The sequence below is a fragment of the Tepidimonas fonticaldi genome, assembly GCF_007556755.1.
In the GTDB taxonomy this organism is placed as follows: domain Bacteria; phylum Pseudomonadota; class Gammaproteobacteria; order Burkholderiales; family Burkholderiaceae_C; genus Tepidimonas; species Tepidimonas fonticaldi.
In genome coordinates this window covers 1-15,009 of record NZ_VJOO01000041.1, presented here as the reverse complement: position 1 = coordinate 15,009, position 15,009 = coordinate 1, and the positions used below count along the sequence as shown (strand labels likewise).

9 protein-coding genes and 1 pseudogene are annotated in these 15,009 nt (G+C 61.6%); 9 read left to right on the top strand and 1 reads right to left on the bottom strand.

Features of this window, described 5'->3' with window-relative positions:
• The first annotated feature begins 54 nt into the window (after nucleotides 1-54).
• From Tfont_RS13290 to Tfont_RS13255, 8 genes are all read left to right on the top strand, one after another.
• A complete protein-coding gene (locus tag Tfont_RS13290; protein ID WP_143969789.1) occupies nucleotides 55-1,044 on the top strand; it encodes an IS5 family transposase in 990 nt (329 codons plus the stop codon).
• A gap of 344 nt (nucleotides 1,045-1,388) precedes the next feature.
• The gene (gene mads1 / locus Tfont_RS13285) at nucleotides 1,389-1,604 is read left to right on the top strand and encodes a methylation-associated defense system helix-turn-helix domain-containing protein MAD1 (protein ID WP_143969788.1); all 216 of its coding nucleotides are present in this window, start codon (nucleotides 1,389-1,391) and stop codon (nucleotides 1,602-1,604) included.
• A complete protein-coding gene (locus Tfont_RS13280; RefSeq protein WP_143969787.1) occupies nucleotides 1,604-5,107 on the top strand; it encodes a protein NO VEIN domain-containing protein in 3,504 nt (1,167 codons plus the stop codon). Before mads1 ends, Tfont_RS13280 begins: the two co-directional genes overlap by 1 nt.
• On the top strand, nucleotides 5,101-6,411 hold the full coding sequence (locus Tfont_RS13275; protein WP_143969786.1) for an AAA family ATPase: 1,311 nt from the start codon (nucleotides 5,101-5,103) through the stop codon (nucleotides 6,409-6,411). The genes Tfont_RS13280 and Tfont_RS13275 overlap by 7 nt, the downstream gene beginning before the upstream one ends.
• Complete coding sequence (locus Tfont_RS13270; protein ID WP_143969785.1) at nucleotides 6,404-6,991, top strand: DUF4276 family protein; 588 nt, start codon at nucleotides 6,404-6,406, stop codon at nucleotides 6,989-6,991. Before Tfont_RS13275 ends, Tfont_RS13270 begins: the two co-directional genes overlap by 8 nt.
• Nucleotides 6,988-9,969 carry a DUF1156 domain-containing protein gene (locus tag Tfont_RS13265; RefSeq protein ID WP_143969784.1) on the top strand — a complete coding sequence of 994 codons (2,982 nt, stop codon included), beginning with the start codon at nucleotides 6,988-6,990 and terminating at the stop codon, nucleotides 9,967-9,969. The genes Tfont_RS13270 and Tfont_RS13265 overlap by 4 nt, the downstream gene beginning before the upstream one ends.
• A gap of 1 nt (nucleotide 9,970) precedes the next feature.
• Entirely contained in the window at nucleotides 9,971-10,555 is a 585-nt protein-coding gene (locus tag Tfont_RS13260; RefSeq protein ID WP_143969783.1) for a hypothetical protein, read from the top strand.
• Nucleotides 10,556-10,564: 9 nt separating this feature from the next.
• A complete protein-coding gene (locus tag Tfont_RS13255) occupies nucleotides 10,565-13,411 on the top strand; it encodes an ATP-binding protein (RefSeq protein WP_143969782.1) in 2,847 nt (948 codons plus the stop codon).
• Between the two features lie 29 nt (nucleotides 13,412-13,440).
• On the opposite strand, the pseudogene Tfont_RS13250 reads toward Tfont_RS13255, so the two are convergent.
• A pseudogene (locus Tfont_RS13250) lies at nucleotides 13,441-13,761 on the bottom strand (lysozyme); the annotation flags it as partial.
• A gap of 86 nt (nucleotides 13,762-13,847) precedes the next feature.
• On the opposite strand from Tfont_RS13250, the gene Tfont_RS13245 reads away from it, so the two are divergent.
• A complete protein-coding gene (locus tag Tfont_RS13245) occupies nucleotides 13,848-14,837 on the top strand; it encodes an IS5 family transposase (RefSeq protein ID WP_143969781.1) in 990 nt (329 codons plus the stop codon).
• The last annotated feature ends 172 nt before the right edge of the window (nucleotides 14,838-15,009 follow it).

Genomic DNA, 15,009 nt, shown 5'->3' with positions numbered 1-15,009 from the left:
AGGGAAGGTCTGCAAAACCTTCCTGCCAGACTGCCGGGATGGGACAATAGCGACATGAAGCAGATGAGTCTGGAGGCGCCGATGTATACGGGCTTTGAGCTGCGCGCCAAGCGCACCCGCAAGCGTGAGTTTTTGGAGCAGATGGACCGTGTGGTGCCGTGGGCAGAGTTGGTCGCACTCATCGAGCCGTATGCGCCGAAGGCGGGTCCCAAGGGTGGGCGGCCACCCTTTGCGGTAGAGAAGCTGCTGAGGATTCATTTTTTGCAGCAGTGGTTTGGTCTGTCGGACCCGGCGGTGGAGGAAGCCTTGTACGACACGCCGCTGCTGGCGAGCTTTGTTGGTCTGGACCTGGGGGTGGATGTCGTGCCGGATGAGAGCACCATTCTGCGCTTTCGCCACCTGCTGGAGCAACACGGCCTGAGCCAGCGTATCCTCGAGACGGTCAATCGCATCCTGACCGAGCGTGGCCTCATGCTCAAGAGCGGCACCATCGTGGATGCCACGCTCATTGCTGCTCCCAGCTCGACCAAGAACGCCCGCCGTGAGCGCGACCCTGAGATGCACCAGACGAAGAAGGGCAACCAGTGGTACTTCGGCATGAAAGCGCACGTTGGGGTCGACGCCGAGACAGGGCTGGTACACACGGTGGTGGCCACCGCTGCCAACGTCTCGGATGTGACGCAGGCGCATCGGCTCTTGCACGGGCAAGAGACCGACGTCTTTGCCGATGCGGGCTATCAGGGAGTGGACAAGCGAGCGGAAAACCAGGGCAAGCAAGTCGCTTGGCACGTGGCCATGCGGCCGGGCAAGCGCCGGGCATTGGACAAGCGCACTTTTCTTGGCCAGGTGATGGATGCCTTGGAACGCACCAAGGCGCGCATTCGTGCCAAGGGTGAGCATCCGTTTCGGGTACTCAAATGCCAGTTTGGCTACCGCAAGACGCCCTATCGAGGCTTGGCCAAGAACGGCGCGCAGCTCAACGTCCTGTTTGCGCTGGTCAATCTGTGGCTGGCGCGCAAAGCGTTGTTGGGTGCAACAGGATAAGTGCGCCCGCCACGGCGCCACTGGGGTCCGACGAGGCCTCAGGAGGCCCACGAAAGGGGCTTCTGGAGCGGGAAATAACTCAAAATCTCCCCCTGATCCCGTCATGTGAAACAAAGTCTGCCATCACCGCGTCCTCTGGGACGAATAGGCTGGGTTGTGCAGAGGTTTCTTAACACCTGAGCAGGAATTCACTGGGTCAATACACTGGCTCACCTGCCGACCGCCTTGGCTATCTGTCATCCCCCCTCCCGCCGCTTGGCTGTTCAAAGATGCACAAGTTTGCCGTATCCTTGTCAAGATTACCATCATCACCGGTCGCAGTCCTGTTGCCGGGCGGGGAAGCGATGAAAGACGACACTGGAGAGATATTCACGCTCGACGAGGTGGCTGCCTACCTCAAGGTAGGCAAACGCACGGTCTATCGCTTGGCGGCGGGCAAGAAGATCCCCGCATTCAAAGTCGGTGGCACGTGGCGATTCCGGCGCCAGGAAATCGATCTGTGGATCAGGCGACAGACGAACGCCGGCACACCCGGGGACGGAAGCAAGGGCAACGAATAATGCACGCCGCAGAGCTCAAACCGAACATCACCGTGCGCGGGCCTCTGTTTCCAGAGCCCGTCCAGGTCATCGTCGCGATTCCGATGGGCGCCTCGGTCAAACTGGTCGGGAAGGGAACCCAATCCAACTCGGTTTATGAGCCGATTCTGACCGCGGAGCAGCTCTCTCTCCTCACGGCCTCCCCAGCTCACGAGCCCTTCGACGGCGATGCCCGCAAATTCCGCCTCGGTATCGAAGCGATGCGCCTGGGGCTCGCTTACGAGTACGACCCGTACTTCTCGCTGTCCATTGCCCGCGTGGACCCGCTGCCCCACCAATTGGAAGCAGTTTACGACTACTTCATGAGGTTGCCACGTATCCGGTTCCTCCTGGCCGACGACCCGGGCGCTGGCAAGACGATCATGGCCGGCCTCCTCATCAAGGAGCTCAAGATTCGCGGCCTGGTCAAGCGCGTGCTGATCATCACGCCCGCCAACCTCACGTTCCAGTGGCAGCGCGAGCTGAAGGACAAGTTCCGCGAGAACTTCGAGGTCATCCGTAGCGATGTCCTCCGCGCCAACTATGGAATGAACCCCTGGCAGGAGAAGAACCAGGTAGTGACTTCGGTGTCGTGGGTCTCCCGCATCGAAGACGCCAAGGATTCTTTGCTGCGCAGCCGCTGGGACCTGGTCATTGTCGACGAGGCGCACAAGATGAGCGCCTACAGCAGCGAGAAGAAGACCCTTGCCTACCAGCTCGGCGAGGCGCTGTCGAACATGACCGACCACTATCTGCTGATGACGGCAACGCCACACAAGGGCGACCCGGAGAACTTCTGCCTGTTTCTCGAACTGCTCGACCGCGACGTCTATGGCGACATCAGGAGCTTGGAGGAAGCGATGGCGCGGCACGAGGCACCGTTTTATCTGCGCCGCGTCAAAGAGGCCCTGGTCACGTTCCCCGAGCCGGAAACCGGCCACGTCAAGGCGCTGTTCACCCGGCGTAACGTTACGACCTCGGAATTCCAGATCTCGGATGAGGAACTGGACTTTTACGACCGCCTGACACGCTACGTCGAAGACCAGTCCATCAAGGCCGCAGCGGACGACTCGGCCCGTGGCCGGGCGCTCGCCTTCACCATGGCCATGCTCCAGCGCCGCTTCGCCTCCAGCCTTTACGCCGTGCGGCGCAGCCTGGAACGGATGCGCGACAAGCGCGAACGCATCCTCAAGGACCCCGAGGGCTACCGCCGGGAGCAGATGAACAAGCGGCTGCCGGAAGACTTCGAGGACCTGACCGACGAAGAACAGCAGGAAATCATCTCCCAGCTCGAGGACGTCGTCGCCAGCGTCGATCCGGCAGCGCTGCGCGAAGAGATCGCCGAGCTGACCAAACTGATCAACCACGCTCGGGAGCTGGAGGCGCGGGAGGTCGAGACCAAGCTCACCGCCCTGAAAGATCTGCTGACCAAGCAGGGGGTGTTCGCCGACCCCAAGATGAAGCTCCTGGTGTTCACCGAACACAAGGACACCCTGGACTTCCTCGCCGGCGACGGCCGCGAAGGGCGGCCGCTCGGCAAGCTGCGCGAATGGGGCCTAAGCCTCACGCAGATTCACGGCGGCATGAAAATCGGCGACCGCGACACCCCCGGCACGCGCATCTTCGCCGAGCGCGAATTCCGGGAATCGGCCCAGGTGCTGGTTGCCACTGAGGCCGCCGGCGAAGGCATCAACCTGCAGTTCTGCTGGTTGATGATCAACTACGACATCCCCTGGAACCCGGTGCGCCTAGAGCAGCGTATGGGCCGTATCCACCGCTACGGCCAGGAGAAGGACTGCCTGATTTTTAACTTCGTCTCGACCAACACCCGCGAGGGGCGCGTGCTGCATAAGCTCTTCGAGCGCATCGAGGCGATCCAGGACGATCTGGACCCAAAGCGCACCGGCAAGATCTTCAACGTCCTAGGCGACGTGTTCCCCGCGAACCAGCTCGAAAAGATGTTGCGCGACATGTACGCGCACAATCAGATGACCGAAGAGCTGATCAAGCAGCGCATCGTCGAGCAGGTCGATCGGAAGCGGTTCGAGAACATCACCCAGTCCACGCTGGAGGGGCTCGCCAAGAAGGAGCTGAACCTGTCCGCCATCGTGGGCAAGTCCGCCGAGGCCAAGGAGCGACGGCTGGTGCCCGAGGTCATCGAGGATTTCTTCCTCAGCGCCGGCCCGCTTACCGGGGTGTCACCCAAGCCTGTTAAGGCGGGAACCCATGCCTACCGGCTGGGCCGGGTTCCACGAAACCTGTGGCCCACCGGCGAACGCCTGGAGCCCCGCTTTGGCAAGCTCGGGCACGAGTACGGCAACATCGTCTTCGACAAGGAACTGCTCAAGCAGGATGCCACCTTGGAATGGGTGACGCCGGGCCATCCGCTCTTCGAGGTGGTGCGCGAGGACGTCCTGAGGCAGGTGCAGGAGCACCTCAAGCGCGGCGCCGTGTTCTTCGACCTGCACAGTCAGGCGCCCTACCGCCTGGACGTGTTCAGCGCCTCCATTCGCGACGGCCGGGGCAATGTCTTAAGCCGTCGGCTGTTCGTCGTGCAAACCGGCATGGACGGGAAGACGGCCATCAAACAGCCCACGATCTTCCTTGACCTCACTGCTGCGGAAACCCCATCCGAAGTTCCGGACGATGCCCAGCTGCCGGATCGAAACCAGGTCGAGGTCGTCCTGCTGGAACAGGCGCTGAACCCGCTGCTGGAGGAAGCGCGTCGCGAGCGTGAACGCGAGGTGGCTACCATCTCCCGCCATATAGAGCTCTCGCTCAACACCATCATCAACCGGGAGAACCTGCTGCTGGCGGATCTCATCTCCCAAAAGGAAAGCGGCTCCACCGAACCGGGGTTGGAAGGCCGCATCAAGATCTCGGAAGACAAACTCCTGGAGCTCGACCATCGCCTGCAAAGCCGCCGCCGCGAACTGGAGCAGGAACGGCAATGCTCCATCGGCGACATCCAGCACATCGGCCGCGCCTGGGTGCTGCCCCATCCGGAGCGCGCCGCACCGGGCATCGCCCCGATGGTCTCCGACCCCGAGATCGAGCGCATCGCCGTCCAGGCTGTCATCGCCCACGAGGAAGCGGAAGGCCGCGTGGTGGAGAGCGTGGAAGCCGACAACCGCGGCTTCGACCTCATTTCGCGCCGACCGCACCCCGAGGACCCCAAGACCGCCATCGACGTCCGTTTCATCGAGGTCAAGGGACGGGCGCACACGGGCGAGATCGCTTTGACTTCCAACGAGTACAAGACTGCCCAACGCCTCGCCAACGACTACTGGCTGTATGTCGTTTTCCACTGCGCGACGCCGAATCCGACGGTCAACATCCTGCGCAATCCGGCAACGCTCGACTGGCAGCCGATCGTCAAGGTGGAGCATTACCGGCTGAAGGCCGATTCCATCCGCCAGCCGGTGGAACTGCGTGAAGATCGGGCCGCTTATCGGACCGAGAAAGGAGACGAACCGACATGCTGACCCGAATCCATATCCAAGGCTACAAATCTCTCAAGAACGTCGAGGTGAGGTTGTCCGAACTGTTCGTGCTGTTCGGCCCGAATGCCGCCGGCAAGAGCAACTTTCTCGACTGCCTGCAATTGCTCTCCAAGCTTGCAACCTCCAGGACGATCAAAGAAGCCTTCGAGCCGCCCTACCGGGGCAAGCCGCTCGAATCCTTTACGTTTGGTGAGCAAGGAATCAAGGGTTCGCTGGAGAAGGACCGGCTTTCCTTTTCCATCGAGGTGGATGTGCGGCTCTCGGACGCGGTGGTCGATGCAGTCAATCGACAGATCAAGGAGATGCGGCGGTCGAGCAGCCAGGAAAGTGAAGCTGGCGAAGAAGCAAAGACTGCCAGCGCCGTCCGCGAGCGGAACCTGCGCTACCGCATCGAAGTGGAAATGCTGCCCAAGTCCGGCATCCTCCGGGTGGCCGATGAATATCTCGCGGCGCTTACCGATAAAGGCGAACCGACCGGAAGACGCAGGCCATTCCTCTCCCGCGAGGGCAACCGCCTGCATCTGCGCCTGGAAGGCCAGGCGCATCCGAGCTACTACGAGCGCTACCTGGATCACAGCATCCTTTCCCTGCCGCACTACCCGCCCCACTACCCGCATCTGGTGGCCATGCGCAAGGAACTGGAGAACTGGCTGTTCTTCTATTTCGAACCCAGGGAGAGGATGCGCGCGGCCAATCCCGTCAAGGAGGTGCGCCACATCGGGCTCATGGGCGAGGAGCTGGCATCCTTTCTCAACACGTTGAAGGCGCTGGACGAGAGGCAATTCCGAGCTGTCGAAAAGGCGCTGCGCACCATCATGCCCAATGTGCAGGGCATCGGCGTGGAAGTCAGCAATCTCGGCGAGGTCGAACTCACCCTGAAGGAAAATGGCATTCCGGTTCCCGCCCGCATCCTCTCGGAAGGCACCCTGCGCATCCTGGGCCTGCTGTCCCTGGCCGGCGCCAGGGAACAACCCTCGCTGATCGGTTTCGAGGAACCGGAGAACGGCATCCATCCGCGCAGAATCCAGCTCGTAGCCGAACTCCTGAAGACGCGCGCATCCTCCGGCGAAACCCAATACATCGTCACCACCCATTCGCCGCTCCTGCCCGATCTGGTGTCGGACGAATCGCTGTTCGTCTGCAAGCGGGTCGATGGCGAAACGCGCATCGAGCCTTTCTCGGCATGGGGTGCGCTGGCAAAGAAGGGCGAGGTGGATCGCGCGCTGATGGAAGCGGAGAACCTCACCGTCTCCGAGCGGATGCTGCGGGGGGATTTCGATGCGTGAGGTCGCCCTCTTTGTCGAGGATTTTGCTCACCAGGCATTCCTCGCGGCGCTGCTTCAACGCTTGGCCGCAGAATACGGTGTCGAAGTCCATCTGGATTGGCGCAACGCCCGCCGTGGCCACGGCGCGGTGGTCAACGAACTCAAACAATTCCTGCGCGACCTGCAGCGTGGGCGGGACAGGTTGCCGGACCTCGTCGTCGTCGCCACCGATGCGAACTGCAAGGGGCTGGTGGAGCGCCTGAGGCAAATCAACGATGTCACCAGCAAATCCGCCCTTCGTGTGATCTGCGCCGTCCCTGACCCGCATATCGAACGCTGGCTGCTGCTCGACTCGGCTGCGTTCAAGACCGTTTTCGGTCGCGGGTGTAATGCACCAGACCAGAAATGCGAGCGGATGCGCTACAAGAAAATGCTCATCGATGCCATCCGGGCGTCCGGGGTGACGCCAAGCCTGGGCGGCATCGAGTTCGCCGAGGACGTCGTTGCAGCGATGGATTTCAACCGTGCTGTGGCAGCCGATGACTCATTGCGGAGAGTCATCGAAGAATTGCGGGGGGTTTTCCAAACATGGCAGGCATGACCTATCCCAAACGCCTCATCGAGGTCGACCTGCCCATCAAGCGCATCTCCGCCCACTCGCGGCGCGAGAAAAGCATCCGTCACGGGCACATCTCCACGCTGCACATCTGGTGGGCGCGACGGCCGCTGGCGGCGTGCCGGGCGGTCATCTGCGCGGCGCTGTGGCCAGACCCGGCCGACGAGCATTGCCCGCCGGCGTTCCGTGAGGCAGCGCGCAAGGCCATGCTGGACTGGGCGCGGAACCACCTGGGCCTGACGAGCGCCGAGAGCTTTCCGCGGTTCGTGGCCATCCAGAAAGATGCGGGCGGGCTCGACGATCCCACCGAACTGCGCCATGCGCTGCTCGACTTCATCGCAGACTTCGCCAACTGGGACAACTCCAAGGTCAAGGAATACCTGGACACCAGCCGCGCCCTCACTCAGGCCGCGCACGAGGCCCTGGGCGGTGCGTCCGGCACGCGGCCGCTGGTCGTAGATCCCTTTGCTGGAGGCGGATCGATTCCGCTGGAGGCCCTGCGCGTGGGGGCCGATGCCTTCGCCAGCGACCTCAACCCGATTCCCGTCCTGCTCAACAAGGTCGTCCTCGAATACATCCCTAAGTACGGCCAACGGCTGGCCGACGAGGTGCGCAAGTGGGGCGCCTGGATCAAGCAGGAAGCGGAAAAGGAACTGGCAGAGTTCTACCCGAAGGACCCGGACGGGGCGACGCCCATTGCCTACCTCTGGGCGCGAACCATTCAATGTGAAGGACCAGGTTGCGGAGCGCAGGTGCCGTTGTTTCGGTCGACCTGCCTTGCGCAAAGAGGCAAGCATTCAGTCCATCTACAAGTCAAGTGCGATAAGAGCTCAAGAACCGTAGCTTTCGACTTAAAGGTTGGTCCTGGAACGGATGATGAAGTTGGGAAGATTCTGCGAAGAAGTTCAGCAACGTGCCCGTGCTGTGGTTACACGACTCCGGCAGCCAATGTCCGGAACCAATTTCGGGGCAGAGCTAGCGGCGCAGCAGACGCTAGATTGTTGGCGGTAGTTACGACCGCCGCTAATGGCTCCGGACGGCAGTACCGCCTTCCCATTGCGGAAGACATGGACGCTATAAAGCGCGCATCTGTGGCGCTGGATCGACTTAGGCAGGATTGTCCGGATGACGTTCCTGACGAGGCTCTTCCCTATCTCAGGAGCATATTCAACATTCACCTGCTTGACGCAACCAAGTGGAGCTATCTGTTCACCCCCCGTCAGCTCATCTCACTTGTCATCTTAATCCGGTTGGTCCGCCAACTCGCCGAGAATCTTTCCCGCGAGATCAGTGATACCGAGTTGAGACATGCCGTTGTTACATGCCTTGCGCTTGCTGTAGACAGAGTATCTGCCCAGTTGAGTAGTCTCAGTTGGTGGCAACCCAAAGGGGAATTTGTAGTTGGAACCTTTGGTCGTCAAGCACTTGGTATCGTATGGGATTTTGCCGAGATCAAGCCCGTGAAAGGGGCATCCGGGGATTTGGATGGTGCCATCGACTGGGTGGTACGTGTTGTGGAAGGCACAGCGAATGGCTTCGGTGGTACGGCAACTGTGGAACAGGCGACGGCGACTGAGCATCCGTTGCCAGACGACTCAGTAGCCGCAGTCGTAACTGATCCTCCCTACTACGATGCAGTGCCTTACGCTGACCTATCAGATTTCTTCTACGTATTTTTGAAGCGTATGTTGAGAGGGATACACCCGAGGCTGTTCGCTGAACACCTTACGCCGAAGCGCGGCGAGATTGTTCAACTAGCCGAGCGTAATCCAATCTATGCGTTCAAGACAAAGGAATATTTTGAAGCCGGAATGCAGTCCGCATTATCCGAGGCCAGAAGAATAACTGTTCCGCATGGCGTGTCAGTAATTGTGTTTGCGCACAAGACGACACAAGGGTGGGAGGTAATGCTTTCATCAATCATTAACGCAGGTTGGATTGTGACTGCATCTTGGCCGATCGATACAGAACGGGCTGTAAGAATGCGTGCTAGTGGATCAGCTGCGCTCGCCTCCTCAGTACACCTCGTCTGCCGTCCGCGTGAAAACCCTGATGGTTCTGTGCGCAGTGGGGACATCGGCGATTGGCGCGATGTTCTGTCCGAACTCCCGCGTCGCATCCACGAATGGATGCCACGTCTCGCCGAGGAAGGCGTAGTCGGCGCGGACGCCATTTTCGCCTGCTTGGGGCCGGCGCTGGAGATATTTTCCCGCTACTCACGGGTGGAGAAGGCGAGCGGCGAAGTGGTGACGCTGCGCGAATACCTGGAGCAGGTCTGGGCCGCCGTGGCCAAGGAGGCGCTGGCCCAGGTCTTCAAGGACGCCGACACCGCCGGCTTCGAGCCCGATGCGCGGCTGACCGCCATGTGGTTATGGACGCTGAACGCGGGCGCGACTAATGGAGACGAGTCGCCAGGTGACGAGGAGGAGGCCGACGAGGAAGAGGAAACCAAGGGCAAGAGCACCAAGGCCAAGGGCGGCTTCGTCCTCGAATACGACGCCGCGCGCAAGATTGCCCAGGGCCTGGGTGCGCATCTGGAAGACATGACCCATGTGGTCGAAATCTCAGGGGAGACCGCCCGGCTGCTGCCCGTCTCCGAGCGTACGGCCTATCTTTTTGGCAAGGAGCAGGCCGATGCGCCAGCCAGCGGACGGAAGAAGAAGGCTGCGCAGATGGACCTGTTCGGAGAGCTTACAAAAGCCGGTTCTGACGATAAGACGTGGAGCGAGAAGACCGTGAAGAAGATCGGCGAGACCACGCTGGACCGGGTGCATCAGGCGATGATCCTGTTCGCCGCCGGGCGCGGCGAGGCCCTGAAGCGCTTTCTGGTCGAGGATGGTGCCGGGCGGGATCAACACTTCTGGCGGCTGGCGCAGGCGCTTTCCGCACTGTATCCCTCTGCGACCAGCGAGAAGCGCTGGGTCGACGGCGTGCTGGCACGAAAGAAGGGCCTGGGGTTGTGAGATGGTGGATGGCCTCGTCGCACGTTTCCGGGAGACATTCTTCGCCGTCGTCCAGGCCGGCGAGCTGGCCGGTGAGCTGAAGCAGGCGGCTTCCGCTGCGAACCTCGGGGCCTGGACGCGGGCGCTTACCGAGGCAGCAATCAGAACCTGTTCGGGGCTGGGGCTGATGGCCTCCGCCAAGGGGCACAAGCTGGAACTGCTACCCATCCACCGCAGCGAGTACCTGGCGCTGGATGTGATGGCTTTCGCTGAGGGCGAAAAGCGCTGGCGGTTTCCGGTGGCGGTGATGGAGCTGGAGAACAGCGCCCGGGAAGACCAGATCGCCTACTCGCTTTGGAAGGTGCTGTCGGTGCGAGCGGAGCTGCGGATCGTGTTTTGTTACCGCAGGAACGGAGAGGAGATACCCGCCTTGCTGCGCCACCTGCGGGAGGAGGTGGTCGAGGCGATGGGCCTTGCGGGCCGGGTGAAACTCGAAGGGGCCACGCTGCTGGTGGTGGGTTCCCGTAGCGAATCGGGGACGTTTCCGTTCGGCTACTTCGGCTGGTGGCTGCTGGACACGAATACTGGAAGATTTGAACGGCTATAGAGGACAACGATGAAACTCAAACCCTGGTATGACGTAGTGAAGCCGCGCGAAGACTTGCGGGAGGGCAAGCCGCTCGACGCCTCTGAATTCGCCGTTCATCTGGACAAGGTGCGGTTGGGCACCGCGCCCAAGGATTATCGTGACGCCGCGACCTTCTTTGACCGGACATTCCTGACCGAGAACCTCACGGGCCTGGGTGCGGAAGTGATGCGAAGGCTCTCCGGCATTACCACCGAAACGAGCGCGGTGTTCAACATGACCACCCAGTTCGGCGGCGGCAAGACCCACGCGCTGACCCTGCTCTATCACCTGGCGCGGCATGGATCGGCCGGCAACGGCTGGCGTGGTGTCACCAAGATTCTGCAGCGGGCAGGCATTCAGACCATCCCCGACAATTGCGCGGTGGCGGTCTTCGTCGGCACGGAGTTCGATTCCGTGACCGGTCGTGGCGGTGACGACGGCACGCCGCGGCGCAGAACCCCCTGGGGCGAGCTCGCCTGGCAATTGGGAGGGGAGGAATCCTTTGCCCATGTCGCCCAGCACGACGCGGACTTCATCGAACCCAAGGGCGATGTGATCGAAAAGTTCCTGCCTTCGGATCGCCCCTGCCTCATCCTGATGGACGAGGTGCTGAACTACATCAGCACGTACCGCGACCGGGGCTGGCACAACAAGCTCTACAACTTCATCCAGGCGCTGTCTGAGACGGTTCGCGGGCGCCACAACGCGGTGCTGGTGGGCTCGATCCCGGCTTCGGAACTCTCCTACACGGACAAGGATGAAGCGGATCAGCAGCGCTTGAAGAATCTCCTGGATCGCCTGGGCAAGGCGGTGATCGTGTCGGTGGAATCGGAAACCTCTGAGATCATCCGCCGCCGGCTGTTCGAATGGGACGAGCGGGCCGTGACCCCGGATGGCCGGGTGATCCTCAACAAGGACGCTGAGGACGCCTGCCGAGCTTATGCCAACTGGATTCAGGAGAATCGACTGCAGCTGCCGAACCTGATCAATCCGGACTTGGCCCGCGACGAATTCCGCGCCACCTACCCGTTCCATCCGATGGTGATTTCCGTCTTCGAGCGGAAGTGGCAGACCCTGCCCCGGTTCCAACAAACGCGCGGCGTCCTGCGACTACTGGCCCTATGGGTGTCCCGGGCCTACCAGGAGGGCTACAAGGGGGCGCAGCGCGATCCCTTGATCACACTGGGAACGGCGCCGCTGGACGACCCCATGTTCCGTGCCGCCGTGTTCGAGCAACTAGGTGAAACCAAACTGGAGGCGGCAGTCACCACGGATATCGCCGGCAAGAAGGACGCGCATGCCGTGCGACTCGATTCCGAGGCCATCGATGCCATCAAGAAGGCCAGGCTCCACCGCAAGGTGGCCACCACGATCTTTTTTGAATCCAACGGCGGGCAGGTCGGCGCTGAGGCCCAAGAGGCCAGTGTCCCAGAGATCCGGCTTGCCGTGGGGGAACCCGGAAGCGACATCGGGAACATCGAGACCGTCCTGGAGGCGCTGACCGACGCCTGCTACTACCTGAACGTCGAGAAGACCCGGTACAAGTTCAGCCTGAAGGAGAACCTCAACAAGCGATTCGCCGACCGTCGGGCGACCGTGCAGGGGCCTCAGGTGGACGAAGAGGTCAAACGGGAGATTCAGAGGATCTTCGCGCCGAAGGAGTTTGTCGAGCGGGTGTTCTTCCCCGAGAAGAGCATTCAGATCTCCGACCGGCCTGTGATCAGCTTCCTCGTCGCCGACCTGGACCGGACGATGGAAGACGAGAAGGCGACCCGCCAGTTCGCGGAGCAGATGATCAGGGAATGCGGCACGACGGCGCGGACGTTCAAGAGCGCGCTGATCTGGGTGGTGCCGGATTCCGCTCAGCCCATGCGGGAAGAGGCGCGGAAGATTTTGGCCTGGCAGGCAATTCAAGACGAGGCGGATGATCTTAAGCTCGATGAGGCGCAGAAGAAGCAGCTCGCCGAGAACATCCACAAGGCCAAACGTGACCTGAAGGAGTCCATCTGGCGAGCCTACAAGCACCTGTTCCTGCTGGCCAAGGACAACACGGTGAAGATGGTCGATCTCGGGCTCGTCCACTCCAGCGCGGCGGATACCCCTATCTCCAACATCCTCAACCGGCTGTCTGCCGATGGCGACGTGGAGAAGGGTGTGAGCCCGAACTTCCTGGTGCGGAACTGGCCGCCCGCTTTCAAGGAATGGGCGACCAAGTCGGTCCGCGATGCGTTCTACGCGTCGCCAGTCTTTCCGCGCTTGCTGAACGCGGAGACGGTCAAGGAAACCATCGCGCGCGGTGTCGAGAGTGGAATACTGGCCTACGTGGGGAAAGGCACCTCCGGCAAGTATCAGCCATTCGCCTTCAATCAGAGCGTCAGCCCGGCAGACATCGAGTTCTCCGATGACATGTTCGTCATCACGGCTGAAGTGGCACGAGCCTACCTGGATGCTCAAACCACACCACCGCCGGTGGGGGTTCCCGTGGAAGGAGGCGGCACGGGAGTTGGAACAGGGACAGGTGGAGGTGCGGAACCAGGTGGTACACCGATTGAACCGCAACCGGCACCGACCCCGCCTGTTGCCGGGCCAGCGAAGATTGCCGGCATCCGATGGTCTGGCGAGGTGCCTCCACAGAAATGGATGAATTTCTACACCAAGGTGCTCTCACGCTTTGCCGCTACCCCAGGCTTGAAGCTCACTATTTCGGTCGAGGTCAGCCCATCGGATGGCCTCTCGAAGCAATCCCTGGAGGAGACGCAGAATGCTTTGCGGGAACTGGGGCTGGATGACCGGGTGACGGAGAAGATATCAATGCAGCCCATGCCGCCGAGTTGATGCCGAGGGTTGGGCAGCGCCGCACCAATTCAGGCGATCTGCAGCAGTGCTGCTTCAGCCTCGCGCCTCGCCACCAACCCCGGCAACAGCTTCCCGCCGCCGTACACCCACCGGCGAAGTTCAGCGGCGGCAGCCGTCCAATCCCGCTGGTTCACCCGCCGCCGCAGCGTCGATGTCTGCAGCCGCCCTGCCCCCAGGTTGAAGGTGAAGTCCACGATGGCCGCCAGCCGCCCCTCGGGCTCGGTGGCCAGCACCGGGCAGAAGCGCAGCGTGGCGGCCAGTGCCGTCTTCAGATCCTGGGCGAGGTAGGCCTCGGCCTCGCCTTCCGTGATCGGCGGGTGCTTGGGGTTGTATTGACCCAGTGAATTCCTGCTCAGGTGTTAAGGAAGGTCTGCAAAACCTTCCTGCCAGACTGCCGGGATGGGACAATAGCGACATGAAGCAGATGAGTCTGGAGGCGCCGATGTATACGGGCTTTGAGCTGCGCGCCAAGCGCACCCGCAAGCGTGCGTTTTTGGAGCAGATGGACCGTGTGGTGCCGTGGGCAGAGTTGGTCGCACTCATCGAGCCGTATGCGCCGAAGGCGGGTCCCAAGGGTGGGCGCCCACCCTTTGCGGTAGAGAAGCTGCTGAGGATTCATTTTTTGCAGCAGTGGTTTGGTCTGTCGGACCCGGCGGTGGAGGAAGCCTTGTACGACACGCCGCTGCTGGCGAGCTTTGTTGGTCTGGACCTGGGGGTGGATGTCGTGCCGGATGAGAGCACCATCCTGCGCTTTCGCCACCTGCTGGAGCAACACGGCCTGAGCCAGCGTATCCTCGAGACGGTCAATCGCATCCTGACCGAGCGTGGCCTCATGCTCAAGAGCGGCACCATCGTGGATGCCACGCTCATTGCTGCTCCCAGCTCGACCAAGAACGCCCGCCGTGAGCGCGACCCTGAGATGCACCAGACGAAGAAGGGCAACCAGTGGTACTTCGGCATGAAAGCGCACGTTGGGGTCGACGCCGAGACAGGGCTGGTACACACGGTGGTGGCCACCGCTGCCAACGTCTCGGATGTGACGCAGGCGCATCGGCTCTTGCACGGGCAAGAGACCGACGTCTTTGCCGATGCGGGCTATCAGGGAGTGGACAAGCGAGCGGAAAACCAGGGCAAGCAAGTCGCTTGGCACGTGGCCATGCGGCCGGGCAAGCGCCGGGCATTGGACAAGAGCACTTTTCTTGGTCAGGTGATGGATGCCTTGGAACGCACCAAGGCGCGCATTCGTGCCAAGGGTGAGCATCCGTTTCGGGTACTCAAATGCCAGTTTGGCTACCGCAAGACGCCCTATCGAGGCTTGGCCAAGAACGGCGCGCAGCTCAACGTCCTGTTTGCGCTGGTCAATCTGTGGCTGGCGCGCAAAGCCTTGCTGGCTGCGACGGGATAAGTGCGCCCGCAGTGGGCTCACTGGGGCCGGATGAGGCTGCAGAGGGCCCACGAAGGGGCTTGCTGGAGCCCAAGAACCGTTCAGCATCTGTTTCGATCCCATCCTACGAAACGATATTGACCCTGAACTCGTCGCCACGAACGAGTGGGCGGGGTAGTGCAGAGGTTCCCTA